General features: G+C 61.8%; 23 protein-coding genes. 16 read left to right on the top strand and 7 right to left on the bottom strand.

What is annotated here, in order from left to right; translation table 11 throughout:
- Positions 1-205: 205 nt before the first annotated feature.
- Positions 206-1402 (top strand): hypothetical protein, encoded by a 1197-nt coding sequence (locus ACT53S_RS07590; RefSeq protein WP_113378112.1) that lies wholly within the window; start codon positions 206-208, stop codon positions 1400-1402.
- Positions 1403-1538: 136 nt separating this feature from the next.
- Here ACT53S_RS07590 and aspS read toward each other — a convergent pair whose 3' ends face one another.
- Complete coding sequence (gene aspS, locus ACT53S_RS07585) at positions 1539-3329, bottom strand: aspartate--tRNA ligase (RefSeq protein WP_476066493.1); 1791 nt, start codon at positions 3327-3329, stop codon at positions 1539-1541.
- 471 nt (positions 3330-3800) lie between these two features.
- Here aspS and ACT53S_RS07580 point away from each other — a divergent pair, with 471 nt between their 5' ends.
- Entirely contained in the window at positions 3801-4970 is a 1170-nt protein-coding gene (locus ACT53S_RS07580) for a hypothetical protein (protein WP_476066492.1), read from the top strand.
- Positions 4971-5109: 139 nt separating this feature from the next.
- Here ACT53S_RS07580 and ACT53S_RS07575 read toward each other — a convergent pair whose 3' ends face one another.
- Positions 5110-5574 carry a hypothetical protein gene (locus ACT53S_RS07575; protein ID WP_476066665.1) on the bottom strand — a complete coding sequence of 155 codons (465 nt, stop codon included), beginning with the start codon at positions 5572-5574 and terminating at the stop codon, positions 5110-5112.
- On the opposite strand from ACT53S_RS07575, the gene ACT53S_RS07570 reads away from it, so the two are divergent.
- Complete coding sequence (locus ACT53S_RS07570; RefSeq protein WP_476066660.1) at positions 5506-5655, top strand: antitoxin MazE-like protein; 150 nt, start codon at positions 5506-5508, stop codon at positions 5653-5655. The two genes, ACT53S_RS07575 and ACT53S_RS07570, sit on opposite strands and share 69 nt — an antisense overlap.
- Positions 5652-5978 (top strand): type II toxin-antitoxin system PemK/MazF family toxin, encoded by a 327-nt coding sequence (locus ACT53S_RS07565; protein WP_476066491.1) that lies wholly within the window; start codon positions 5652-5654, stop codon positions 5976-5978. The genes ACT53S_RS07570 and ACT53S_RS07565 overlap by 4 nt, the downstream gene beginning before the upstream one ends.
- Positions 5979-6015: 37 nt before the next feature.
- Here the strand turns inward: ACT53S_RS07565 and ACT53S_RS07560 are convergent, their stop codons facing one another.
- A complete protein-coding gene (locus ACT53S_RS07560; protein WP_476066490.1) occupies positions 6016-6618 on the bottom strand; it encodes a TetR/AcrR family transcriptional regulator in 603 nt (200 codons plus the stop codon).
- A gap of 99 nt (positions 6619-6717) precedes the next feature.
- Here ACT53S_RS07560 and ACT53S_RS07555 point away from each other — a divergent pair, with 99 nt between their 5' ends.
- The 10 genes from ACT53S_RS07555 (at position 6718) to lhpI (ending at position 17198) form a co-directional block, all read left to right on the top strand.
- Positions 6718-7149: an ABA4-like family protein gene (locus ACT53S_RS07555; RefSeq protein ID WP_476066489.1), complete on the top strand. Its 432-nt coding sequence runs from the start codon at positions 6718-6720 to the stop codon at positions 7147-7149.
- Positions 7150-7152: 3 nt separating this feature from the next.
- Positions 7153-7998, top strand: a complete 846-nt coding sequence (locus ACT53S_RS07550) for a hypothetical protein (protein WP_476066488.1) — start codon at positions 7153-7155, stop codon at positions 7996-7998.
- A 132-nt stretch (positions 7999-8130) separates the two neighbouring features.
- Positions 8131-9369 (top strand): MFS transporter, encoded by a 1239-nt coding sequence (locus ACT53S_RS07545; protein ID WP_476066487.1) that lies wholly within the window; start codon positions 8131-8133, stop codon positions 9367-9369.
- A 92-nt stretch (positions 9370-9461) separates the two neighbouring features.
- Positions 9462-10871 (top strand): multicopper oxidase family protein, encoded by a 1410-nt coding sequence (locus ACT53S_RS07540; protein ID WP_142069648.1) that lies wholly within the window; start codon positions 9462-9464, stop codon positions 10869-10871.
- Positions 10872-10873: 2 nt separating this feature from the next.
- Positions 10874-11761: an MBL fold metallo-hydrolase gene (locus ACT53S_RS07535; protein ID WP_476066486.1), complete on the top strand. Its 888-nt coding sequence runs from the start codon at positions 10874-10876 to the stop codon at positions 11759-11761.
- 114 nt (positions 11762-11875) lie between these two features.
- Entirely contained in the window at positions 11876-13021 is a 1146-nt protein-coding gene (rnd, locus tag ACT53S_RS07530) for a ribonuclease D (RefSeq protein WP_476066485.1), read from the top strand.
- Positions 13022-13024: 3 nt separating this feature from the next.
- Entirely contained in the window at positions 13025-13522 is a 498-nt protein-coding gene (locus ACT53S_RS07525; RefSeq protein WP_476066484.1) for a GNAT family N-acetyltransferase, read from the top strand.
- 9 nt (positions 13523-13531) lie between these two features.
- Complete coding sequence (locus ACT53S_RS07520) at positions 13532-14509, top strand: small ribosomal subunit Rsm22 family protein (RefSeq protein ID WP_476066483.1); 978 nt, start codon at positions 13532-13534, stop codon at positions 14507-14509.
- Positions 14506-15516, top strand: coding sequence for a DUF2891 domain-containing protein (locus ACT53S_RS07515; RefSeq protein WP_476066482.1), 1011 nt, complete (start codon positions 14506-14508; stop codon positions 15514-15516). The genes ACT53S_RS07520 and ACT53S_RS07515 overlap by 4 nt, the downstream gene beginning before the upstream one ends.
- The gene (gene lhpI / locus ACT53S_RS07510; RefSeq protein ID WP_476066481.1) at positions 15516-17198 is read left to right on the top strand and encodes a cis-3-hydroxy-L-proline dehydratase; all 1683 of its coding nucleotides are present in this window, start codon (positions 15516-15518) and stop codon (positions 17196-17198) included. The genes ACT53S_RS07515 and lhpI overlap by 1 nt, the downstream gene beginning before the upstream one ends.
- A 14-nt stretch (positions 17199-17212) precedes the next feature.
- On the opposite strand, the gene ACT53S_RS07505 is transcribed toward lhpI, so the two are convergent.
- The gene (locus ACT53S_RS07505) at positions 17213-17620 is read right to left on the bottom strand and encodes a DUF2000 family protein (protein WP_476066480.1); all 408 of its coding nucleotides are present in this window, start codon (positions 17618-17620) and stop codon (positions 17213-17215) included.
- Between ACT53S_RS07505 and ACT53S_RS07500 the strand changes: the two genes are divergently transcribed.
- Entirely contained in the window at positions 17619-18521 is a 903-nt protein-coding gene (locus ACT53S_RS07500) for an AraC family transcriptional regulator (RefSeq protein ID WP_476066479.1), read from the top strand. The genes ACT53S_RS07505 and ACT53S_RS07500 overlap by 2 nt on opposite strands.
- Before the next feature lie 80 nt (positions 18522-18601).
- On the top strand, positions 18602-19960 hold the full coding sequence (locus ACT53S_RS07495; protein WP_476066478.1) for an esterase-like activity of phytase family protein: 1359 nt from the start codon (positions 18602-18604) through the stop codon (positions 19958-19960).
- Positions 19961-20018: 58 nt separating this feature from the next.
- On the opposite strand, the gene ACT53S_RS07490 is transcribed toward ACT53S_RS07495, so the two are convergent.
- From ACT53S_RS07490 to ACT53S_RS07480, 3 genes are all read right to left on the bottom strand, one after another.
- A complete protein-coding gene (locus ACT53S_RS07490) occupies positions 20019-20705 on the bottom strand; it encodes a glycoside hydrolase family 19 protein (protein ID WP_476066477.1) in 687 nt (228 codons plus the stop codon).
- Between the two features lie 108 nt (positions 20706-20813).
- Positions 20814-22334 carry an exopolyphosphatase gene (gene ppx / locus ACT53S_RS07485; RefSeq protein ID WP_113378095.1) on the bottom strand — a complete coding sequence of 507 codons (1521 nt, stop codon included), beginning with the start codon at positions 22332-22334 and terminating at the stop codon, positions 20814-20816.
- 12 nt (positions 22335-22346) lie between these two features.
- The gene (locus ACT53S_RS07480) at positions 22347-24539 is read right to left on the bottom strand and encodes an RNA degradosome polyphosphate kinase (RefSeq protein WP_142069666.1); all 2193 of its coding nucleotides are present in this window, start codon (positions 24537-24539) and stop codon (positions 22347-22349) included.
- Between the last annotated feature and the right edge of the window lie 15 nt (positions 24540-24554).

Genomic DNA, 24554 nt, shown 5'->3' with positions numbered 1-24554 from the left:
TCACCTAGCGGAGATGGGCCGGAACGGCAAGGAATCCGGGGGCTCTGCCTGTGGATTAAGAGCCTGTGACCATCATCACGCCCCGGCCATCCACTCGCCCTGCCCGGCGAAATTCGGTGGACGTTTTGCCATTCCAACTTATAAAAGACGCCGATTATACTTCCTGCAGCACGCTGCGGGCCACAGCCACACAGAGGACCCTATCATGACCTTGTATCGTTCCACCCGCATCCTGCTTGCCGGTGCCGCGCTGTGCGCGTTCACCGGTCCGGCCCTTGCGCTCGACGGGCAGGATTTGCTCAACAAGATCAATGCTTCCTTCGCCGGTGGCGGCACGACCATCAAGGCAGAGAGCGTTGAGGTCGATGGCGAGGACGTCGTCCTGACGAACGTCACCCTCGAAATCAACGGAGAGAAGACCGAGAAGCCGCTCACGCTTGCCGAACTGACGCTTCAGGGCGTGACCGAGGAAGACGGCGGCGCCTACTACATCGAGCGCGTGGATTTCCCGGAAGTCGACGTCAAGGAAGAAAAGTCCAGCTTCTCCGTCAAGGAACTCTATCTCGCTGGCATCTACGTGCCAGGCGACACGAATGCCGAAGGCATCGATTCGCTGATGTTCTATGAAGAAGCCCATAGCGGCCCGATCGACGTCACCGTCGATGGCAAGTCGGTCTTCTCCATGGCGGAAGCCACCGGGACGATGGGTCTTTCCGAAGACGAGAAGACGATCACCTTTGAAGGATCGGCCACCGGCGTGAAGGCCGACCTCAGCACTGTCGAGGATCCCAAGGCGAAGGAAGCCATTCAGGCGCTCGGCCTGACGACGCTCGATGGCGGCTTCAGCACCTCGGGCAGCTGGGAAGTGGAAAGCGGTACGATCGAGGTCGACGACTATTCGATCGATTTCGCCAATGTCGGCAAGCTCTCCATGTCCTTCGGCTTCTCGGGCTACACGCTCGATCTGGTCAAGCAGATGCAGGAGCAGGCCAAGACCATGCAGGCCCAGCCGCAGAACGAGCAGGCTCAGCAGGCCGCCGGCCTTGCCATGCTCGGCCTCGTGCAGCAGCTCTCGCTGAACAATGCCAAGATCCGCTTCGAGGACGCCGGCATCACCAAGCGCGGCCTCGACTATGCCGGCAAGAGCCAGGGCTCCGACGGCGCGCAGATGGCGCAGATGGTCAAGGGCATGGTGCCGCTGCTTCTCGCTCAGGCAAAGCTCGGCGCGCTGCAGAACGAAGTGTCGACGGCGGTCAACACCTATATCGACAATCCGAAGGCACTGACGATCGTCGCCGCCCCAGCCAACCCGGTCGCTTTCCCGATGATCATGGGTGCCGCCATGGGCGCGCCGGAAACCATCCCGGCCCTGATCGGTGTCAAGGTGACGGCGAACGACTGATCGTCTCGTCGGCCAAGATCAAAGCCCGGTTGCGAAAGCAGCCGGGCTTTTTTCATGCCATCCTACGTCTTGGCTCTAGGCAAAAGAAAAGGCCGGGATCGCTCCCGGCCTCGCCTTTTCAGATCGTCAGACCCGATCAGTCCTTCTTCGGCTGCGGTACGACACGCAATGCGAGTTCGCGCAGCTGCGTCGGGGTGGCCGGCGACGGGGCGTTCATCAGCAGGTCCTGAGCCTGCTGGTTCATCGGGAAGAGCGAGATTTCGCGCAGGTTCTTCGCGCCGACCAGCAGCATGACCACGCGGTCGATGCCGAAGGCGCAGCCGCCATGCGGAGGGGCGCCGTACTGGAAGGCACGGTACATGCCGCCAAAGCGTTCCTCGACGTCGTCCTTCGACAGGCCGACCAGTTCGAACGCCTTGACCATCAGTTCCGGCGACTGGTTACGGATCGAACCCGAGGCGATTTCGAAGCCGTTGCAGACGGCGTCATACTGATAGGCCTTCAGCGACAGGGGATCCTGGCTTTCCAGCGCTTCCAGACCACCCTGCGGCATGGAGAAGGGGTTGTGGGCGAAGTCGATCTTCTTTTCGTCCTCGTTGTATTCGTAGAACGGGAAGTCGACGATCCAGCACATTTCGAAACGGTCGCGATCGACGAGGTTCAACTCCTCGCCGGCGCGGGTGCGGGCTTCGCCGGCAAACTTGTAGAACTTGGCCGGATCACCGGCGACGAAGAAGGCGGCGTCGCCTGCTTCGAGGCCGAGCTGGGTGCGGATCGCTTCGGTGCGCTCTTCGCCGATATTCTTGGCGAGCGGGCCGGAGCCGCCGAGCTTGCCGTCTTCTTCCTTCCAGAAGATATAGCCGAGGCCCGGCTGGCCGGTCGATTGCGCCCAGGCGTTCATACGGTCGCAGAATGCGCGCGAGCCACCCGTCTTGGCCGGAATTGCCCAGATCTCGACCTTGGGGTTGGACGCGATCATGCCGGCGAAGACCTTGAAGCCGGAATCGCGGAAATGGTCGGTGACGGCCTGCATGACGATCGGGTTGCGCAGGTCCGGCTTGTCGGAACCATACTTGCGGATCGCTTCGTCATAGGGGATGCGCGGCCACTGCTTGGTCACCGGCTTGCCTTCGGCGAACTGCTCGAAGACCTTGGTCATCATCGGCTCCATCGTGCCCCAGACATCTTCCTGGGTGACGAAGCTCATTTCGACGTCGAGCTGGTAGAATTCGCCCGGCAGACGGTCGGCGCGCGGGTCTTCATCGCGGAAGCACGGCGCGATCTGGAAGTAGCGGTCGAAACCGGCGACCATCAAAAGCTGCTTGTACTGCTGCGGCGCCTGCGGCAGCGCGAAGAACTTGCCTTCGTGGATGCGGCTCGGCACCAGGAAGTCGCGCGCGCCTTCCGGCGAAGAGGCCGTCAGGATCGGCGTCGTGTATTCGGCAAAGCCGGCTTCGGCCATGCCGGTGCGCATGGCGGAAATGATCTGGGTGCGCTTGACGATGTTCTTGTGCAGCGTGTCGCGGCGCAGATCGAGGAAGCGATACTTCAGGCGCACGTCTTCCGGATAGTCCGGCTCGCCGAAGACCGGCAGCGGCAGTTCCTTGGCGGCCGCGAGAACCTCGATTTCCTGAGCGTAAAGCTCGATCTCGCCGGTCGGCATGGTCTTGTTGGTGGTCTCTTCCGAGCGGGCCTTGACCAGGCCGTCGATGCGGATGACCCATTCGCCGCGCACGGTTTCGGCCAGCTTGAAGGCCGGGCTATCCGGGTCCGCGACGATCTGGGTGATGCCATAGTGATCGCGCAGATCGATGAAGAGCACGCCGCCATGGTCGCGAACGCGATGGACCCAGCCTGAGAGACGGACGGTGGATCCGACGTCGGATTTGCGAAGAGCGGCACAGGTGTGGCTGCGGTAACGATGCATGATCAGGTATCCCGAATGTGACGGTCGAAAAGGCACCAACAGACGAGGCGCGCGACCGATAGAAAATCGGGCGGAAAAGCGCATGGTGTGGCTGATTTGTCAAGGCTGGGTGGTGTGGGGCAGTGCCGAGGCAGCTTCTTCGACCGGGTGAAGGGTCTGACCCATTTGACAGCGCGACGGAGGATTAGAGGCAACTTTACGCAAAAGGCGCGAGGGTGCAGGGTCGATATATCAGCCATAGCTGCTTCATTGCTAAGAGGAGACTGCTGGCTTGCGGGTTACGATGGCATGATAGCTGTCCCCTGCCGGCTAGACTCGCACCATTCATCTTTGTGGCCAATTGGGTAAAACCGCACGATCTCTCGATAGTCCAGACAATGTCGCTTTAAGGGTTCCCAGCCTTTAGATCTGTCTTCAGAGCCTGAAATTCGTTATTTGTTCAGAACGCATCTGCACCCATTTAGGAGAGACATGGCCCTCGTAAGCCGTATAATAGGAGACTGTCCGGGATGTGGAGCCAAACAGGCGTTTGGCAATGTAGATGTCTATTCCCGGTATGTGTACCGAGGGTGCGGACGCTGCAGATATAACGAGAAAGTGCCGCTTCCTGCGCTGAAGAAGAAGGTTCTTTATTTGGACCAGTTCTTTTTCAGCCATGCCTTCCGCGCGAACGACCAAAAATTCATCGATGCGGCGAAGCGGATCTACAATCTCACTGCTAATCAACAATTAGTTGTGCCGTTCTCGAGTATCCACGAAGACGAAACGCACATGTGGGAGCGGTACGAGCAGCTGATGGAGTTCATTAAGCAAACGTCACGCGGTCACGAGTTCAAGCCCGCGTACCGCATAGAGAGCGACCAGTTGCTAGATGCTTTCCACGCTTGGGTTAGCGGTAAGCCAGTGGAATTCGATGAAGCCGACGCATTCAACGACGACATCCACGTGTGGGATGGGTACTATCGAATTGACGTAGGGGGATATAATCGCGACCGTGACCTCGTCCGAAAGGGCAAAGCCGACGCGATCGAAGGATTGATAGATCTTTTCCCTCACTGGCGAAACTCGACGAATACCTTTGAACAAGACAAAGCGTTGGAGCACGAAGCCGCAGCCAGCGGCTACCTAAATTCGTACGTCAAATATTTCACGCGGTTGATTACGGGCGACTATACAGCGCTTTTGGACGCCCCAATCATGTCCAAAGTAGTAGAGGGAATGTTGCTCGAGCTTCCTAGAAAAATCGATCACAAGGAGAAACTAGAACGTATCCGGGAATTTTTTTCAACGGAACAGTTTCAGAACGTCCCGGTGCAGGACCTGAAAAGCCGAATGTTTGCCACCCTAAAGATGCTGGTGGTCCAAGGTGCCTATCAGAACAAAGATAACGCCCTGAAGAAGCTTTCAGGATTCTACTATGACGTGGATCACATTTCGACCTACGCGCCCTATTGTGACGCCGTCCTCATAGACGCGCCGATGCATGAAATCGTTGGCAGGAAGCAGGTGGCTTTAGAAGAACGCTACAATGTGAAAGTGTTTAGCCGCAGCAACTGGGATCAGATGCTGACTTGGTTCGATGAGATTGAAGCCGCTATGACAGAAGAGCATCGTCAGGCACTCGCTGTCGCTTATGCCTAGCTCTGGAATGTGGCCTAAAGAGCACGAGCCCCCACGTTTGATTATGAAGCCTGCGCATCAAAAGCCCGTCGACACGGCCTTGTGCACCGATGGAATTGGCAAACACATCTAGGTATGGCGAAGATGAGGACGTGCCTCATCACTCCGGCAACAGCACACTCGCCAGATCCAGTGGCGCCGCAAACAGCTCGTGACACGTGCCGCCCTCGCGCTTTAGCTTGCCATCGATCATCAGATGGGCATGGCCGTGGATCTGGGACCAGACGAGCTGTTCGACGGCGGCCCTGCCCTCCGGCGTGTCGCGGTTCAGGCGTTTCGCCACCGGCCCATAGCGGTCATGGACCGTCCACGAAATGGTCGCGAAAAGCCTAACATTCGCGCTGTTCGTGACCAGAGCCGAAATCATTAGGTAGCGCGCAACCAATGTGCTAAGGTAGCGCGCGACCTGATGGAGGATGCGATGCCGAGACCCAAGAGCGCCGATGACGGCCTGACCAAGTTTCAACGCTACCGGCAACAGCAGCAGCACCGGGGCATGAAGCAACTGCGCATTTGGGTGCAAGATCCTCACAGGCCCGAATTTGCCGCCGAAGCCGAGCGGCAAGGTCTTCTCTTGCGCGGTCGCTCCGAGGAGGCCGAAGTACTGGATTTCATCGCGGCGGCTACGGAATGGCCCGAGCCGTGAAGAGAGGTGATCTCGTTACGGTTTCGGCGCAGGGCGATTATGGAAAACCCCGCCCGGCGATCGTCATTCAATCTGATTTCCTCAATGCGGCAGACAGCGTGCTGGTCGTCTTGCTCACCAGCACGATTGCTGATGCCCCGCTTTATAGGCTCACTGTCGAGCCAACGGCAGAGAACGGTCTCAAGGTGGTCTCACAGGTCATGGTGGATAAGGTTATGGCCTATCCGCGCGCCAAATGCGGCCCGGTGATCGGTCATCTTTCCGGTGCCGATATGCTGGCTCTCAACAACATGCTTTCGGTGATGATCGGCCTTGCCGACTGACGGCGATCGCACTGTCTCCTGTTGGCGCACACGCGTCTCACCCCGGCAACAATACGCTCGCCAGATCCAGCGGCGCCGCAAACGGCTCATGACCCGTGCCGCCATCGCGCTGCAGCTTGCCGTCGATCATCAGATGCGCGTGGCCGTGGATCTGCGACCAGACGAGTTGTTCGACGGCCGCCCTGCCCTCCGGCGTGTCGCGCTTCAGGCGCTTCGCCACCGGCAACGAGATTTCCTCAAGCACGGCATGCGCCGCGTTGGCCGGGGGGCCGAGGGCCGGGTCTTCCCAGTCGAGGCGGTTGGCGGTGAACATCAGGCGGAAGAGATGCGGACGCGTGGTCGCAAAGGCGAGATAGCCGCGCGCGGCGGCGCGCAGCTGTTCCGCCGGATCATCCGGCGCTTGCGCCATGGCGGAGCGCATCGAGGCGGCGAACAGGCGAAACCCCTCCGTGGCAAAGGCGGTCAGCAGATGCCTGAGCGTCGGAAAATGATGTTCGGGGGCGGCATGGGAGACGCCGACGCGGGCGGCGAGCTTGCGCAGCGTCAGGCCTTCGAGGCCATGCTCCTCCAGCATATCAAGGCCATTTTCGATCAGGGCCTGGCGCAGGTCGCCGTGGTGATAGGATTTCTGTCTTGCCATGCCCCTTCATAATCCCTCAGCAACCCGCCGTCAAAATCAATCTTGACATTGCCAAGTTTAGCCGCATGCTTATCTTGTCACCGTCAAGATGAGGTCAACATGTCCGCCGCAACAGTGTTTTCACTCGCCAGCAGCACCGCCATGGCCGGCTGGCTGCTGTTGATCCTCGCGCCGCGCTGGGGCGCGCTGATCGCCTTCATCCGCCTGGGTCTAATCGGGGCGCTGTCGCTGACCTATGCCGTGCTTGTCTTCGTCTATTTCTTCCGCGTCGAGGGCGGCGGTTTCGGCTCGATTGCGGAAGTGCGCGCACTCTTCATGAGCGATCCGGTGCTCGTCGCCGGCTGGGTGCATTACCTCGCCTTCGATCTCTTCATCGGCACCTTTATTGCCGTCGAGGCCGACAAGCGCGGCTGGAACCGCGTGCTGCAGGCGCCCCCGCTGGTCGCGACCTTCATGTTCGGGCCGCTCGGCCTTTTGCTGTTTTATCTCACCCGCGCCACAGAGGCGGCGCTGACGTTCCGAAAGGTCTGACCGATGACCATGCTCTTCAATGACAGCATTTCGCCCGTCTCTTCGCAGGACGTCCAGGCTTTGGAAGACAGGACACGCCGCCTGCTGATCCTCGGCATCGGGCTGCAGGTAGCGCTTTCCCTTCCCAGCCTGATCGCGCTTTTGATCGACGAGCGCGTGCTCAACGACATCAGCGTCTGGATCAAGCCGCTGAAATTCCAGGCTTCGCTCACCCTGATGCTGGTCACGCTGCTTTTGCTGCTGCCGCTCATCGAGTTGAGGACGCGGGCCGGGCGCGGCGTCTGGCTCGCAAGCCTGACTGCCGTGATCACGGCAAGCGGCGAAATTCTCTACATCACGCTGCAGGCGGCGCGCGGGCGGGCCTCTCATTTCAACATCAGCACGCCTTTCGAAGCGATGGCCTATAGCGTGATGGGTGCCGGTGCGGCTTTGCTCGTGCTGTCGAGCCTCGCCATCGGGCTTTATATCCTGCGGCGTCCACGTCCGGATGCGCCTGCCGGCTTGCGGCTCGGCGCCGGCTGGGGGCTCGTTCTCGGCAGCGTGGCGACCCTCATCACAGCCTTTGCGCTGGGAAGCGGCGAGATCGATGGTCCCGGCCATTGGGTCGGCGGTGTCAGGACCGATCTCGGCGGCCTGCCCCTCCTTGGCTGGTCGCGGACCGGCGGGGATCTGCGTGTGCCGCATTTTTTCGCCACCCATATCATGCAGGCGCTGCCGATCCTGGGGCTTGCACTCGACCGTCTCGCCCCCACCTTCGCCAGACCCGGCATGCTGATCGGCGCAGCCGTTTCGCTTGCCATCGTCATTGCCACCTTTTTTCAGGCCGTGCAGGGGCAGCCCTTTCTCTGATGGCCAAATCCGGATTGTCGGCGGCAGGCGATCGATTTGGCCTGTCGCCGCCGGCCAAACGGGGCTAGTAATTCCAGCCTGACGCGGCACCGACTCACATCCCCCGCCCGCCGCGGCCTGCAGGCCTTTCTCATGCATGACATCCGCCCGCTCATTCCCCTTCTCGTCACTGCCGGCATTCTGATCGGCGGCAACGGGTTGCAGGGAACCTTCATTTCGCTGCGCGGCATCGAGGAAGGCTTCAGCGCCTCCGTCGTCGGCATCGTCGGTACCGGCTATTTCATCGGCTTTGTCATCGGCTGCGTCTATGTCACCAAGATCATGCGCGCGATCGGCCATATCCGTACTTTCTCCGCGCTCGCGGCCATCGCGTCAGCGGCGTCGATCGTCATGGTCCTGGTGATCGATCCGATCTCGTGGTTCCTGATGCGGCTGATACAGGGCATCTGTTTCGCCGGCCTTTTCGCGGTGGTTGAAAGCTGGCTCAATGCCCGCGTCACCAATGCAACCCGGGCGCGGACCCTTTCCGTTTATCGCTTCGTCGATCTCGGCTCGGTGACGGCGGCACAATATCTCATCCCGCTCTTCGGCGTCAGCGGCTTCGACCTCTTCGCCATCATTTCCATGGCCCTGACGCTCTCGCTGGTGCCGATCTCCTTTGCCGATCGCTCCAGCCCGGCACCGCCGGAGGACGTCAAGTTCGATATCCGGGTGCTCTGGTCCGTCTCGCCTCTGGCGACTGTCGGCTGCATCGTGATCGGGCTCACCAATTCCAGCTTCCGCTCGCTCGGGCCGATCTATGCCGACGGCATCGGCATGTCGGTGACCGCGATCGCCACCTTCATGAGCGTCGGCATCTTCGCCGGGATCGTTCTGCAATATCCGCTCGGCCATTACTCCGACAAGCTCGACCGGCGCATGATCATTCTGGTGTCGACACTCGGGGCGCTGCTTGCCTGCACCTATCTCGCCTTCTTTGCCGGCAACGGGGAACTCGCCAATTTCATCGGCATCTTCGCCTTCGGGGCCTTCGCCATGCCGCTCTATTCGCTGTGCTCGGCCCATGCCAATGACCATGCGGCGCCCGGCCAGCACGCGTTGATTTCCGCAGGGACCCTGTTCTTCTGGTCTGTCGGCGCCGTCATCGGACCGCTGTTTGCCTCGTTCCTGATCGATGCCTTCGGCCCGCATGCCCTTTTCGCCTACATGATCGTCGTCCTGACCTTCTTCGTTGCCTATACGGTGGCGCGGATCTTTGCCCGCGGCGCGGTGCCTGCCGAACGGCGCCGCATGCGCTTCCGCAGCCTGCTGCGCACATCGACTTTCTTCAGCAAGCTTGCGACACCACCGTCGGAAAAGGACGGTGGCTGAATGGCAGCCACCTGCGACAGGATGGTCACGCCGGCGCTATTGATGAATGGCGGTCTCAACTTTAAAACCGGGACAATAACGGAGCCTTTCTCGTGTTGAACCTGTCCCGCAGAACCTTGCTCAAATCCGCAGCCGTGGCGGGCGCCTATGGCGCCGGCGTCGCCATCCTGCCGCGTCTCTCCCAGGCGCTTGCCGCTCCCACGCCGCTCGACATCGAAGCGCGGATCATCGAGGCGACGCTGGATGGGAAGGCGGCAACCCGAAATGTGATGAGCTATGGTCTCGCCAGCGCACCGTCGTCAGCCCCCTCGCCGCCGGTGCTGCGCATGCAGCGCGGAAAGCCCTTTGCGGCGAGACTGACAAACCGGCTCGACGAACCGACGACCATCCACTGGCACGGATTGCGCATTCCCAACGCGCAGGACGGCGTGCCCTTCGTCACCCAGCCATACGTCTATCCCGGCGACCGCTTCGACTATGCCTTCACGCCACCGGATGCGGGCACCTATTGGTACCATCCGCATTGCAACACGCTGACCCAGATGGGCAGAGGCCTTGCCGGCATGCTTGTGGTCGAGGATGACGCCGATCCGACTTTCGATGGTGAAGTGGCGCTCAACCTGCGCGACTTCCGCCTCGGCAGCGACAGCCAGTTCATCGCCCAGTTCAAGCCACGCGATGCGGCCAAGACCGGCACGTTCGGCACCGTGCGCACGGCCAACTGGCAGCCGGAACCGGTTTATGACGTGCCGGCCGGCGGACTGGTGCGGCTGCGCATCCTCGCCTCGGATGTGACGCGCATCTTCAATCTGCGGCTACAGGGGGCAGAGGCGCAAATCATCGCCGTCGATGGTCATCCGGTGCCAAGCCGCGCCGCTCTGGACATGGCCATCGTCTCTCCGGGGCAGCGGCTGGACCTTGCGCTTCGCGTTCCCGACAGCGAAGGCGCCATGGTCTCACTTGAGGACATCCGGCCGTCGACGCCGAAAGTGGTTGCGCAGTTCCGCGCAGTCGGTGCGTCGCTGAAGCGCAATCTCGGCGATCTCGGGCCGCTTGCCGAAAATGCCGGCGTCGAGGCAGACCTCGCGAATGCCACACCGATCCCGCTTCTGCTGAGCGCGACGGCGGAAAATGCCGCAAAGGATTCCATTTGCGGGACGCTCGGCTACTCGTTCTGGGCGATCAACAAGGTGCCCTATCCGGGCGACACGCCGGATCCGACGGCGCCGATCGCCGAGTTGAAGCTCGGACAGAGCTATCTCCTGAATGTCGAGAACGTGACGCCGCATGCCCATCCGATCCATCTGCACGGCATGAATTTCAAGGCTGTCACGTCGAACAAGCAGACAGTCCAACAGCAGGTTTCCGACACCTATCTTGTGCTGCCGGACGAGAAGGTCCAGCTTGCGCTCGTGGCGGACAATCCGGGTGACTGGGTCTTCCACTGCCACATCATCGAACACCAAAAGACCGGCATGACCGGCTATTTCCGGGTGACCTAAGCATGAACCTTGCCGAGACAATGCGCATCCACGAGCCCTATCCGGGGTTGTTTGCCTATTACGACGGACGCATTGAGGGAAAGCGGCTGTATTCAACAAAACCGAACTGGCTGGATGACGGTGCCTACAGCCTCGGCATTGCGAGTTATGCAATCGTCTCCGGGACAGACGCGCTGGTCTACGACACACATATCTCCTTCGACCATGCGCGCGCCATCCGTAGTCACCTCACCGGGCTCGGGGTCCGCCGGATCCAGGTCGTGCTCAGCCACTGGCACACCGATCACGTGGCCGGCAATGCCGGTTTCATCGATTGTCCAATCCTGTCGAACAAGCTGACCCGCGACACGCTGATCGAGAAGCGTAAGTCGCTTGCGCAGAAGGATCCGCCGATCAACCCGGTCGTCATGCCGACAGAAACCTTCGAGGGCGAGATGGTGCTTCAGGTCGGTGACGTTACGGTCACCTTGATGCAGTTCGACATTCACAGTGCCGACGGGACCGTTCTCCTGCTGCCGCATCTCGGCGTGCTGCTGGCTGGCGACACGTTGGAAGACAGCGTCACCTACATCTCGGAGCCGCCGAACACGACGCGGCACATTGCCGAACTTGAACGTCTGGCCAAGCTTGACTTTGCCCGCATCCTGCCCAATCACGGCGACGAACAGGTGATCGCGTCCGGCGGCTATGCGCCGTCGCTGATTTGGGCGACGCGCGATTATCTGACGCGGCTCCTTTCACGGATCGATGATCCGGCCCTTCTCGAAGAAAGTCTCGCCACTTTCATAGCGCCGGAACTTGCGGCGGGGACGCTCACCTACTTCGCGCCCTACGAGGCCGTCCACAGCCAGAACATCGCGGCCCTTCGAAGCGGGCATGCCGAGGATTAGCGGGAGGCGTCCTCGAACGTGGCTGCGGACCGTGTTTCGGGACCATTCATATTGACATCGCGGGCGAGAAGGGAAACTAAGGTTGATCGTTTAGTTTTCCATGACCGAGCCGAAATGATCGATACAACTGCCGCGCTCGAAGAGGCCTGCCGCCTCCTCGCCCAATCCGATTTCATCACGATCGACACGGAATTCCTCCGCGAAACGACCTTCTGGCCGGAACTCTGCCTGATCCAGATGGCGAGCCCGGAGCATGAATACATTGTCGACCCCCTGGCCAAGGGCCTGGATCTCAAGCCCTTCTTCGAACTGATGGCAAATCCGGCTGTCGTGAAGGTCTTCCATGCGGCCCGCCAGGATATCGAAATCATCTTCCATCTCGGCGATCTGATCCCGCATCCGATCTTCGATACGCAGGTTGCGGCCATGGTCTGCGGCTTCGGCGACTCGGTTTCCTACGACCAGCTCGTGCAGAAGGTGAAGAACGTCCATATCGACAAGACCTCACGCTTCACCGACTGGAGCCGCCGTCCGCTCTCCGAAAAGCAGCTCGATTATGCGCTGGCCGATGTCACCCATCTGCGCGACGTCTATCTGAAGCTCAAAAAGCAGCTGGAAGCCGAAGGCCGCGCCGGGTGGCTGACCGAAGAGATGGCCATCCTGGAGTCGCGCGACACCTATGACCTGCATCCCGATCAGGCCTGGCAGCGGCTGAAGATGCGGCTGCGCAAGCCGACCGAACTTGCCGTCATGCAATATGTCACCGCATGGCGCGAGCGCGAGGCTCGCTCGCGCAACGTGCCGCGTTCGCGCGTGCTGAAGGACGACGCGATTTACGAAATCGCCCAGCAGCAACCGAAGGATGTGGAGGCACTCGGGCGCCTGCGCACCATTCCCAAGGGGTGGGAACGCTCGAGTTCAGGCGCGGCGATCATCGAGCAGGTGAACACCGCCCTCGCCCTGCCGAAATCGGAGATGCCGCACCTGCAGCGCCACACGCATGCGCCCGAGGGCACGCAATCGGCCGTCGAACTCCTGAAGGTTCTGCTCCGTCTCACATCGGAAAAGCACGGTGTGGCCGCCAAGGTCATCGCGAACAGCGACGACCTGGAAAAGATCGCGGCCGAAGGCGACAAGGCGGACGTTGCAGCTCTTCAGGGCTGGCGCAAGGACCTGTTCGGGGACCTCGCGCTAAAGCTGATTTCCGGCGGGGTCGGCCTGCGCTTCGTCGACAAGCGCGTCGAAGCGGTGGAGTTCTGATCCGTGCCGGCGCTATCCCTGCGCCGTGCGACGGAGGCCGACATCCCGTTCATCATGGAGACCGAGCGCAAGCCGGGCTACGACCAATTTATCGGGCGTTACAGTCTCGAAGAGCACGTTGCGCAGCTCGCTGACCCGGCTTTCGCCTATCTGATCGGCGAGACTGCCGAAGGTTCGGCGCTCGGCTTCGTCATTCTGATGGATCTCAACCGGCGCGATGGCAATGCCTGCGTCAAGCGCATCGCGGTCTCCAGCCCGGAAAAGGGCGTGGGCACGCCGCTGCTCGCCGGCGCCGTCGACTTTGCCTTCCGCGAGACCAATGCCCATCGCCTCTGGCTCGATGTGGTGAGCGGCAACTTGAGAGCGCAGTCCGTCTATCGCAAGGTCGGCTTCATCCAGGAAGGCGTGTTGCGCGAGGCGGCGCTGCTGCCGGATGGCAGCCGTTCGGATTTCTTTCTCATGTCCATCCTCCGCCCCGAATGGGCGGCACGGCGCGGCTGAGGACACCCCATGGAACTTCCCGCCCCTCTCCGCTTAGCCGTCGACCAGATGCTCTCTGGCGAGCCCTTGGAACGGCTTGCCAAGGCGAGCGCCATTCTCTCGGATCGCTATCGGCGCGAGGTGCGCGACGGGCGGTTTCACATCGATGATGCGCTGGCCGCCAAGGCCTATCTCGCGACCCGCCTTCCCGCCACTTTTGCCGCCGTTCGCGCGGCACTGGCCATGGTCGAGGATGCGGCACCGGACTTTCAGCCGGAGACACTGATCGATCTCGGCTGCGGCCCCGGCACCGCCCTCTGGGCGGCGGCGAATACGTGGGGCAGTCTGGCATCTGCCGAGATGGTGGAAGCGAGTGGCGCAATCCGCAGCGTCGGCGAAAAACTCGCCTCCTCCGGCAGCGTGAAAAGCCACTGGCAGGCGGGTGACGTGACGGGGAAGATCCCGGCGCTCGCTGCGGCTGACCTCGTGACGCTTGCCTATGTCCTGGACGAGTTGCCGCCGACGACCATCGCAGCCGTCACGGAAAAGCTTTGGGCGCTGACCAAGGGCATGCTGGTCATCATCGAGCCGGGCACACCGGCCGGCTGGCAGCGCATTCTCACAGTTAGAGATAAGCTCCGATCCCTCGGCGCCCATCTTGTCGCCCCCTGCATGCATTCTGACGACTGTCCGATCGTGGCTCCGGACTGGTGCCACTTCTCACGGCGAGTGGCGCGCTCACGCGTGCACCGGATGGCCAAGGGCGCCGAAGTGCCGTGGGAGGATGAGAAGTATATCTTCATCGCCGCGTCCCGGGAGCCTGTGTCACTCGTCGGCGACCGGGTGCTCGCTCCGCCGCGCGTCAATGGCGGTGTCGGGCGGGTCAAGCTCTGTCGCACCGATGGCACGGCTGCCGAGCTGACGCTCAGCAAACGCGACGGCGAGGCCTTCAAGGAGATCCGCCGGGCCGACTGGGGCGACCGGCTCGAGTTGGGAGATAAGGGATGACCACGCGGCTGACATCCGAGTTTGCCTCTCGCCTTGCGACAATCGCCCTCGGCCACGTCACCCGCGAATATCCCAATCATATCCTGCATGGGCTCGAAGGGCCGGAGGATGCGAAGACGCCGTCCGAGCTTCATCCGGTCTTTTACGGTAGCTACGACTGGCATTCCTGCGTGCATGGCTACTGGATGTTGGCGCTGCTCTTGCGCCTCCATCCCGAGATCCCGGAGGCGCAGGCGATCCGTGATCTCTTCGCCACGATGCTGGTGCCCGACAGGGTAGCCGGGGAATGCGCCTATTTCGACCGGCCGATGGCGCGCGGTTACGAGCGCCCCTATGGCTGGGGCTGGTTGCTGAAGCTTGCCGCCGAGTTGCACGCCCATGAGGAGGCGCGATGGGGCGAGGCGCTGTCGCCGCTGACGGAGCGCATCGTCCGGCGTTTCCGGGATTTTTTGCCGCTTGCCACCTATCCGGTTCGCGTCGGCACGCATTACAATACCGCCTTTGCGCTGAGGCTTGCCGCCGACTATGCCGAGACCGTCGGAGACGAAGCCCTCTTTGAACTGCTGCGCGCCACGGCGCAACGCTGGTACGGCGCTGACACCGCCTGCCCCGCCTGGGGAGAACCCTCGGGGGACGACTTCCTGTCGCCGGCTCTGATCGAGGCGGAATGCATGCGCCGGCTTCTGCCCGCCACCGAGTTCGCCCGCTGGTTTGATGGTTTCCTGCCTGACATCGCAGCCAGCCAGCCGCGCACGCTGTTTACGCCCGCCTCCGTTTCCGATCGCTCGGATGGCAAGATTGCTCATCTCGATGGCCTGAGCCTCAGTCGCGCTTGGTGCTGGTCATCGCTCGCCAGCACGCTGCCCTGCACGGACCCGCGCCGACCCGTGATGATCGAGGCAGCGTATGAGCATCTCCAAGCCGGGATCGCGCATGTGGCTGGCGACTATATGGGTGAACACTGGCTGGCGAGTTTTGCGGTCCTGGCGCTTTCGGAGACGGAATGATGAGCAGCCTCCATGACACCGTCGACATCAGTGGACGCGTGCTCGTCTCAGGCTCCGCCGAGGGCGAGGTGTTGTACACCGATACCGCGCTCAGCTTCTGGGGCGGTGCGGATGCCGTAACCGGCGAGATCATCGACCGGCATCACCCCTTGAGCGGCGAACGGTTGACCGGCCGCGTACTGGCACTGCCGACAAGCCGAGGCTCCTGTACCGGCAGCGGCGTGATCCTTGAACTGATCCTCAACGGAAAAGGGCCTGCCGCGATCGTGCTCGAACATCCCGAGGCAATCATCACGCTCGGCGTCATCGTCGCGGAGGAGGTGTTCGGGCGTTCAATTCCGGTGATTGCGGTCGGCAAAGAGACATTTGCCGCATTGAAGACAGCCAGGCGGCTCCGGATCAGCGATGCCGTTGCAGGGATTGGTTCGGACATCGCACTCACGGATCAGGACCAGGCCATTCTCGCAGGCGAGCGAGGCGAAGCGGCTGCCGTTGCCATGCGGATCGTGCTGCGGATGGCGGCGCTCGAGGGCGCGACGGAACTCATCGACATCACCCGCGCCCATATCGACGGCTGCATCTATACAGGTCCTGGCGGCCTCGCCTTCGCAGAGAAGCTCCGCGATCTCGGCGGTCGCGTCGTGGTGCCGACGACGCTGAATGCGATTTCGGTCGATCACCGGCGCTGGCAGGCGCAGGGTGTTCCGGAAGCGCTCGGGCGTCCGGCAGCGGCTGTGGCAGATGCCTATGTGGCGATGGGGGCACAAGCCACCTTCACCTGCGCGCCCTATCTGCTCGACGACCGGCCCGCGCGCGACGAGCAGATCGTCTGGGCGGAATCGAATGCCGTCGTCTATGCCAACAGCGTGCTCGGCGCACGGACGATGAAATATCCTGACTATCTCGACATCGCGATCGCGCTGACGGGCCGGGCACCCAAGGCGGGCTGTCATCTGCCGGAGGAGCGCGCACCGCAGGTCCGGGTCACCGTGCCACCGCTTGAGGGCGCCGATGACAGTCTCTGGCCGCTCATCGGCTATCTGATCGGGACCGTTTCGCCCGATGCCATTCCGCTGGTCGAGGGGGTGTCCGGGCACCGCCCTGATACGGATGCCCTGAAAGCCTTCGGCGCAGCGTTTGCCACCACCTCGGCGGCGCCGATGTTCCACATCGCCGGCGTCACGCCGGAGGCACTTGAGCCCAATTCATTCGCAGGCCTCGACCTTCCGACCATCTCACTCACCCACCAGGACCTGCTGCGGGCCTGGCAAGAGCTGAACGGCGCAGAGGCCGGCCCGGTACAGCTTGTATCGCTCGGAAATCCGCATTTTTCTGCCACCGAACTGGCCGCACTTGCCGCGCTCTGTCGGAACAAGACACGGGCTCCGCACGTGCCACTGGTCGTCACCTGCGGGCGCGCGGAGATGGCGAAGGCGGAGGCTTCGGGCGATGTCGCCGTGCTCACCGCCTTTGGTGTCACCCTCGTGAACGACACCTGCTGGTGCATGGTGACCGAGCCTGTCATCCCCGTCGATGCTGAGGTCATCATGACCAATTCCGGCAAATATGCCCATTACGGCCCGGGCCTCACCGGACGGGCCATGCGTTTCGGCAGTCTTGCGGCCTGTGTCGAGGCTGCCGTCACGGGCGAGGATCGCGGTACCTTGCCAGTATGGCTCTGAGCATCCCTTTTCACTCACGAATGCATCTTTGCGCCCTTGGTGATCTTGTCTGCGATCTTCCTCTCGGCGCGGAGCGCAAGACCTACAACAAGGGCCGTCTCAGGATCGAACTGGGCGAACACCGCACGGTTGTCGATGTCATTGCCGGTCGAGAACATCTCCTCGACATAGAGTGATGCCTTCACCTCACGCTCCAGGGCGCGACGATGGATCGTCCTGAGCGTTTCCCGGTCGCAAGACAACACCACCATTGGCTGGATGCAGAGGGCGTTGTAAACATGTCCGGCGGCATCGCGATATGGCTCGCCGATCAAGCTTGTGTTCGCGCCGACGATGCCGCTGACCAAAAAAGCGGTAACATTGAGTTTCTGCCAGATGAGCAGATCCTCTCTGAGGACGATGACGATTTTGGTGTCGAACATGAAGCACTCCATGGCGGGCTGGACGAAAACTGAAACCGGGCTAGCAGCCACGGGAGGTCAGCGTCTTGAACGTTCGTGCAGCACCGACGACACGCTGGTGACCTCCGAGGACAGCCACGGCATCGAACGCATCGAGGCTCGGTTTTACGGGAACCGCTTCTCGCCGCACCGGCACGATACCTATGCGCTCGGCCTGACCCTGAGCGGCGTCCAGACCTTTTCCTATCGCGGGGCCTCCCGTTTCAGCCTGCCGGGAAATGTCATCGTGCTGCATCCGGACGAAATTCATGACGGGAGTGCTGGAACAGATGCGGGACTGCGCTATCGGATGATGTATGTGCCGCCCGAACAGGTCCAGGCAGCCAGCCAGGAAGGCGCAGTCTCGCTGCCCTTCGTCTCAGAGCCTGTTTTGGATGATGCCCGTCTGGCGCAGGCGCTTGGGGAGGCACTGGCTGACCTCGACACCCCGATCTGCGACCTTGCCTATGCGGACCTGATGGCGCGGATCGCCGATGGCCTCGGTCGGAATGCCGGTGCCCAGCAGAAGATCGGACCAAGGGCCGAACGAGCGGTGCGCGCCGCGCGGGCCTATTTGCGGGACAATGTCAGCAAGATCATCTGGTCGGAAGAGCTCGAGGCCGTTACCGACCTCAACCGCTATTCTCTGGCGCGGCAGTTTCGCCTGGCGACCGGTACAAGCCCACATCGGTATCAGATCATGCGTCGCCTAGAGAACGCGAAACGGCTGATGCTGAAGGGTGTACCGCTTGCGGAAACTGCAGCCGAGGTCGGCTTTGCCGACCAGAGCCACCTGACCCGACACTTCAAGGCATCCTATGGCATTACTCCCGGGCGATGGCTTTCGCTCACCACAGGTCAGCCGGGCATTCACAGTCATTGAAATTTCACCTGATCGCAATCGGTGCGACATGAAGCCTGAATAGCACTCTGGCGTTTCCTCCTTCCCAACAAGGTGACGCCATGACCAAAGCTCTTCTGACGTCTGCTGCCCTCTTCGTTCTCTTCGTCTCCCAGGCCTCGGCCGAGGAGAAGGCCTTTCCGGCCAAGCTGGTGAATCAGGCCATCCTGCCGGCGAACACCATCATCGCCGCTCCGGCCGATGCGCCGGCCTATCTCAAGACCTCCGGCAAGTTCTCGACCGCTGACCGCAAGCGTGCGGACGCGCTCGGCAGCGTGCCCGGCAAGGACGGCGTTCGCCTGACCGGCCTTTCGCTGCCCTTCGACGGTCAGCCGCTGCAGGGTTTCTCCGGCATCAAGGCCATGCCCGACGGCAGCTTCTGGAGCCTGTCGGACAACGGCTTCGGTTCGAAGACGAATTCCACCGATGCCATGCTGATGCTGCATCACCTGACCTTCGACTGGGATGCCGGCACGGTAAAGGTCGAAAAGACCCTGTTCCTCACCGATCCCGACAAGAAGGCACCCTTCCCGATCACCATGGAAGGCTCGGACAAGCGTTATCTGACCGGGGCGGATTTCGACGTCGAATCAATCCAGCCGGTCGCGGATGGTTTCTGGGTCGGCGAAGAACTCGGTCCCTACATCCTGAAGTTCTCGACCGAGGGCGTGCTAACCGACGTCATCGCGACCAAGGCCGGCGAGATCGACGTGAAATCGCCCGACAATCCGACCATCGTCGTCCCGGCCAATCCGGCCGCCAAGATGCCGGCCTTCAACCTCAAACGCTCCGGCGGCTATGAGGGCCTCGCCATGTCCAGGGACGGCACGAAGCTCTATGGCCTGCTGGAAGGCCCGCTTTATCTCGAAGACGGCTCTGTCGAAAAGGCCGATGGCCTCACCGCACTGCGCATCATCGAACTCGACGCCGCCTCCAAGGCCTGGACCGGCAAGACCTGGCTTTATCCGCTTTCCGAAGGCGGCGAAGCGATCGGCGATTTCAACATGATCGACGAGACGACGGCGCTCGTGATCGAGCGCGACAATGGTGCGGGCGTGGCGACACAAGCCTGCGCCGATCCGAAGGCGCCGGCGGCCGACTGCTTTGCCGTTCCGGCCAAACACAAGCGCATCTACAAGATCGAGATGACGCAAGAGAACGCCGGCAAGGCGGTGCGCAAGATCGGCTATATCGACCTGATGAAGATCGAGGACCCCGACAACAAGAAGCGCCAGGGCGGCGGCGAGGGTTTTTACGACATGCCCTTCGTCACCATTGAGAATGTCGACGTCGTCGATCCGACCCACATCATTGTCGGCAATGACAACAACCTGCCGTTTTCGGCCGGTCGTGCGCTCGACAAGGCAGATGACAGCGAGTTCGTCCTGCTGGAAGTCGGTGATTTCCTCGCGGCGAAGTAACGCCTATCTTTATCACGCGAGCGCTCGGAAAAACCGGGCGCTCGCTTCCGAGGGTCCGTCAGGCGATGTTTTCGAGTTTCGGCAAGAGAGCTGCAACGCTCTTCAGCCGGCCGATAATCGGATCGTTGGCCGCGAGGTGCGCTTTCCGGTCGGCCAGCCCATTGGTCCCACCGTTCCAGGCCTTCACACAGCCGATGAAGTCGCCAGCGTCGGCATACTTGTTCAGGTTCTTCCACGACCAGAATGCGGACAGGAGGGCAGGTTGAACCTGTGCCTCACAAGCCATATCCGGATTGTTCACTAGGTCTAAGCCGCAGCGTTTTCCCACTTCCTTGTAGCCGTCGCGACCGGTGACCTGTGGCCCGCCACGCCCGATATAGGTAGAACCGTCGCTCGTGCCCGGACGGTTCCCCATTCGGTCGCCATAGATCTCGTCGAAGGCCTTCTTTTGCCAGCCGGGCTTCGTGCCAAATCTGTTTCTGACATCGTCAGCCGACTGGAAGCGGTTGGGCCAGACCGTGGCCATGCGCTCGGCCGTGTACCTGATGTTCTCGATCAGGCCCGGTATGGCGAACCCGCCGCATTCATGCTCGACATTGGCGAGCGCGTAGGCAAGCCTCGTTCTCGTCTCCGTAATCCCGGCCCTCGCAAGCGAGTCTGGGTCCTGTGCAAACGCTACGATGACAGGCTCTGGCGCCTTGGGAAACAGGGCCCGCCAATCTGATGCCGTCAAAACAAATGTCATGACACCCCTCCACCACCCGCATAAGTGGCAGAGTAAGTCGAACAATCGAATTTGGCGACGGCTTTTTTTGGATGGGAGACGCTTGGCGAAAAAACGAACGGCGAAACGCTACTCGAACACAAAGGCAAGCCGCTTGCCCGTCAACTTGGCGAGTTGCGTCAGGCGACCGTCCAGGCGTTCCCCGGCGAAGACCTCGTGGGCCTTGGGCACGACGAATTCGAGATCGAGCTCGGGATTGTCGGAGCGGCGGAAGGTCAGATCGTTCACGATGCCGGGCATGGAAGCCGAGAAGAGATAAACGACGCGCAGCATGCCGCCGACGAGCTTTGCCCGGTCGAGCAAGCGCTCGGTGGCGATTGCCGCGAGAGGGCCGGTCTGACCGTCGTCATGCAGGCCTTCGAAGCGATAGTAGTTGGTGAGCGCGATGAAGGCGCGTCCGGGATGGGTGATGCCGACGAAGGAGGAGTGGGCAATCACGTTCAGCGCCTGCAGCCCGCGATAATCCGGATGGGCGCGCCAGCTGATGTCGGCGAGCAGGCAGGCGGCCTGGCGGTAGCGACTTTCCTCTTCCGTTTCCTCGATATCGAAGAACGGCATCATGCGACCGGTCCAGTCGGCCAGTTCGCGGGCGTGTTCGGGCGAGCGAGCGCGCAGGATGGCCAGTTCGTCGGCCGCTTCCAGCAGCGGGTCGAGGGCCTGCTCCTCTTCCAGGAGCAGCGAATAGAGGTAGCCTTCGCGCACACCCTGGGCCGAGAAGCAGACGCTTTTCGGCCGCATGACCTCGATCACCTCGCGCAGCGCAATCGCACCAAAGGGGATTAGGTTGCGACGGTTCTTCGAGATCGAGGCCCAGGCAGGATCACGGGCGTTGGCACCAGAGATGATCTCATCGAGGAAAAAGGCGATCTCGTCATAGGGCAGCTCGTAGCCCTGCATCATGTGCAGCGGATATCTGCGGATCTCCATGTGCAACTTGGCGATGTTGCGCCAGGTTCCGCCGACGGCGTAGAAGGTACGCCCCTGTCCCTTGGAGAGAAATTTTGCTCCCAGGAGCAGCTTCTTGGCCATGGCCCGGGCCTTGGGCAGGGATCCGTCCACGGCTTCCGAGAGGCGCAGCCCCCCGAGCGGCAGGGTGATGCCTTTGCCGAAGGTCTTGCCGCTGATATCGATCAGTTCGAGCGAGCCGCCGCCGAGATCCCCGGCGATGCCGTCAGCATCGTGAAAGCCGCTGATGATGCCGAGCGCGGAGTACTTCGCCTCCTCCTCGCCGGTCAGGACGATGATCTCGTGGCCGAGGATTTCCTCCGCGCGTGAGATGAAATCGGGGCCATTGGAAGCCTCGCGTGCGGCTGCGGTGGCAAGCACATACATGCGTGTCGCCTGCGCCTGTTCGGACAGCGCCCGGAAGCGCCGCAGGGCGGCCAGCGCCCGCTCAACGCCCTGCTCGTCCATGCGGCCGGTCGTTGCGACCCCCTTGCCGAGACCGCAAAGCACCTTCTCGTTGAACAAGACCGTCGGGGCGCGCGACAGTCCCTCATAGATCACAAGGCGGATCGAGTTCGAGCCGATGTCGACGACGGAGACAGGGGCAATACCGGGAAGGCGCCCCTGCGCTTCAGATCTTGTCATGAGGTACCAGTGTTAGCGTTTCCTACCGGAAATCAGGCCGGCGATCAGTTTCGGTGCACTCGACTTCAAGGCTTCACCCCGGCCCGACAGGCTGGGATTGGTCATGAAATAGTGCTGGGCGTTGAAAGGTTCCTCACCCTGTCGCACCTCGATGCGGCGTGACGTTCCGTCGGCCAATATCTCGTAGCTCTGCTGGTTGTCAATCAGGTTGCCCAGCATGATCTGTGACAGCACCTGCTCATGCACCGTCGGGTTGATCAGCGGCACCAGAGTCTCGACGCGGCGGTCGAGGTTGCGCGGCATCATGTCGGCCGAGCCGATATAGACGAGCGCCTTGTCGGACGGCAGGCGATGGCCGTTGCCGAAGCAGAAGATGCGGCTGTGTTCCAGGAAGCGGCCGACGATCGACTTGACCCGGATGTTGTCCGAGAGGCCCGCCACGCGTGGGCGCAGGCAGCAGATGCCGCGGATGACGAGATCGATCTCCACGCCGGCCTGGCTTGCGGCATAAAGCGCATCGATGATCTCGGGGTCGACAAGGGAGTTCATCTTCATCCAGATCTGCGCGGGCCGGCCGGCCTTGGCGTGCTCGATCTCCTCGTTGATGTGGCGCAGGATGCGCGGGCGCAGCGTGTAGGGCGAGACCGCCAGCTTCATACCCTCTTCCGGCTCGCCGTAGCCGGTGATGAAATTGAAGACATTCGCCATGTCATGGGCGATCTTCGGGTTGCAGGTGAAGAAGGACAGGTCGGTGTAGATCTTCGCCGTGACCGGGTGATAGTTGCCGGTGCCGAGATGGCAGTAGGTCCTGAGCTTGCCGTCTTCGCGGCGTACGACCATCGACATCTTCGCGTGGGTCTTCAGTTCGATGAAGCCGAAGACGACCTGCACGCCAGCGCGCTCCAGGTCGCGCGCCCAGCGGATGTTCGCCTCTTCGTCGAAACGGGCCTTCAGCTCCACCAGCGCGGTTACCGACTTGCCCGCCTCGGCGGCATCGATCAGCGCGCGGACGATCGGGCTATCATTCGAGGTGCGGTAGAGCGTCTGCTTGATCGCCAATACGTCGGGGTCGCGGGCGGCCTGCAGCAGGAACTGCACGACGACGTCGAAACTCTCATAGGGGTGGTGGACGATCATGTCCTTTTCGCGGATCGCCGCCAGGCAGTCGCCGGCATGGTCGCGCACGCGCTCGGGGAAACGGGCATTGTAGGGCTCGAAGCGCAGATCGTCGCGCGGGGCCTTGCAGATTTCCGAGATGGTGTTGAGCGCGAGCAATCCGGGCAGGACCGCGACGCGGTTGTCCGGAACGTTGAGTTCGTGCACCACGAACTGGCGCAAGGCCACCGGCATTTCCGAGTCCACCTCGATGCGGATCACCGAGCCGCGGCGGCGGCGTTTCAAGGCCGTCTCGAAGAAGCGCACCAGGTCTTCCGCCTCTTCCTCGACTTCGATATCGCTGTCGCGGATAATCCGGAAAGTTCCGAAGCCCTTGACCTCGTAACCGGGATAGAGCCGGTTGATGAACAGGCCGACGACATCTTCCAGCGTGATGAAGCGGATTGTCTGGCCGATGTCCTGCAGTCGGATGAAGCGGTCGAGGGTGGGCGGCAGGCGCAGCAGCGCCGTCATGGGTTCGCCGGTTCGGCTCGAGCAGAGCTGTAGCCCCATGGAGAAGCCGAGATTGGGGATGAAGGGGAAGGGATGCGCCGGGTCGATGGACAGTGGCGTCAGCACCGGGAAGATCGAATCCTCGAAGGTGTTTTCAAGCCAGCGGCGATCGTCGTCTGACAGGGCGGCCGGACGGACGATGAGAATGTCTTCGTTGGCCAGATACTGCTGCAGGACAGCCAGCGACGCCTGCTGCTCCATCTGAAGATTGTCGATCTCCTTCAGGATGTCGTCGAGCTGTTCGGCCGGCGTCTTGCCGTCCGGGCTCTTGATGGCAATGCTCTGGCGCACCTGGCCCTCAAGACCTGCGACCCGGACCATGAAGAATTCGTCGAGGTTGGCGGCGGAAATGGACAGGAAACGAACCCGCTCCAAGAGCGGATGTGCCGTGTTCAGCGTTTCCTCCAGAACGCGGCGGTTGAACTGCAGCCAGGAGAATTCCCTGTTGATGAAGCGCAGCGGACTGGTCAGCAATTCCTCGGAGGACGACACCTCCGTCACGGTTTCGCCATCCGTACCCTGTGCTGCGCTGTCCATGATTCGCCCCTCCAT

It is taken from the genome of Allorhizobium sp. DMC15 (genome assembly GCF_056314065.1).
The sequence above is the reverse complement of the archived record's forward strand: the minus strand, read 5'-3'. Positions and strand labels throughout refer to the sequence as shown.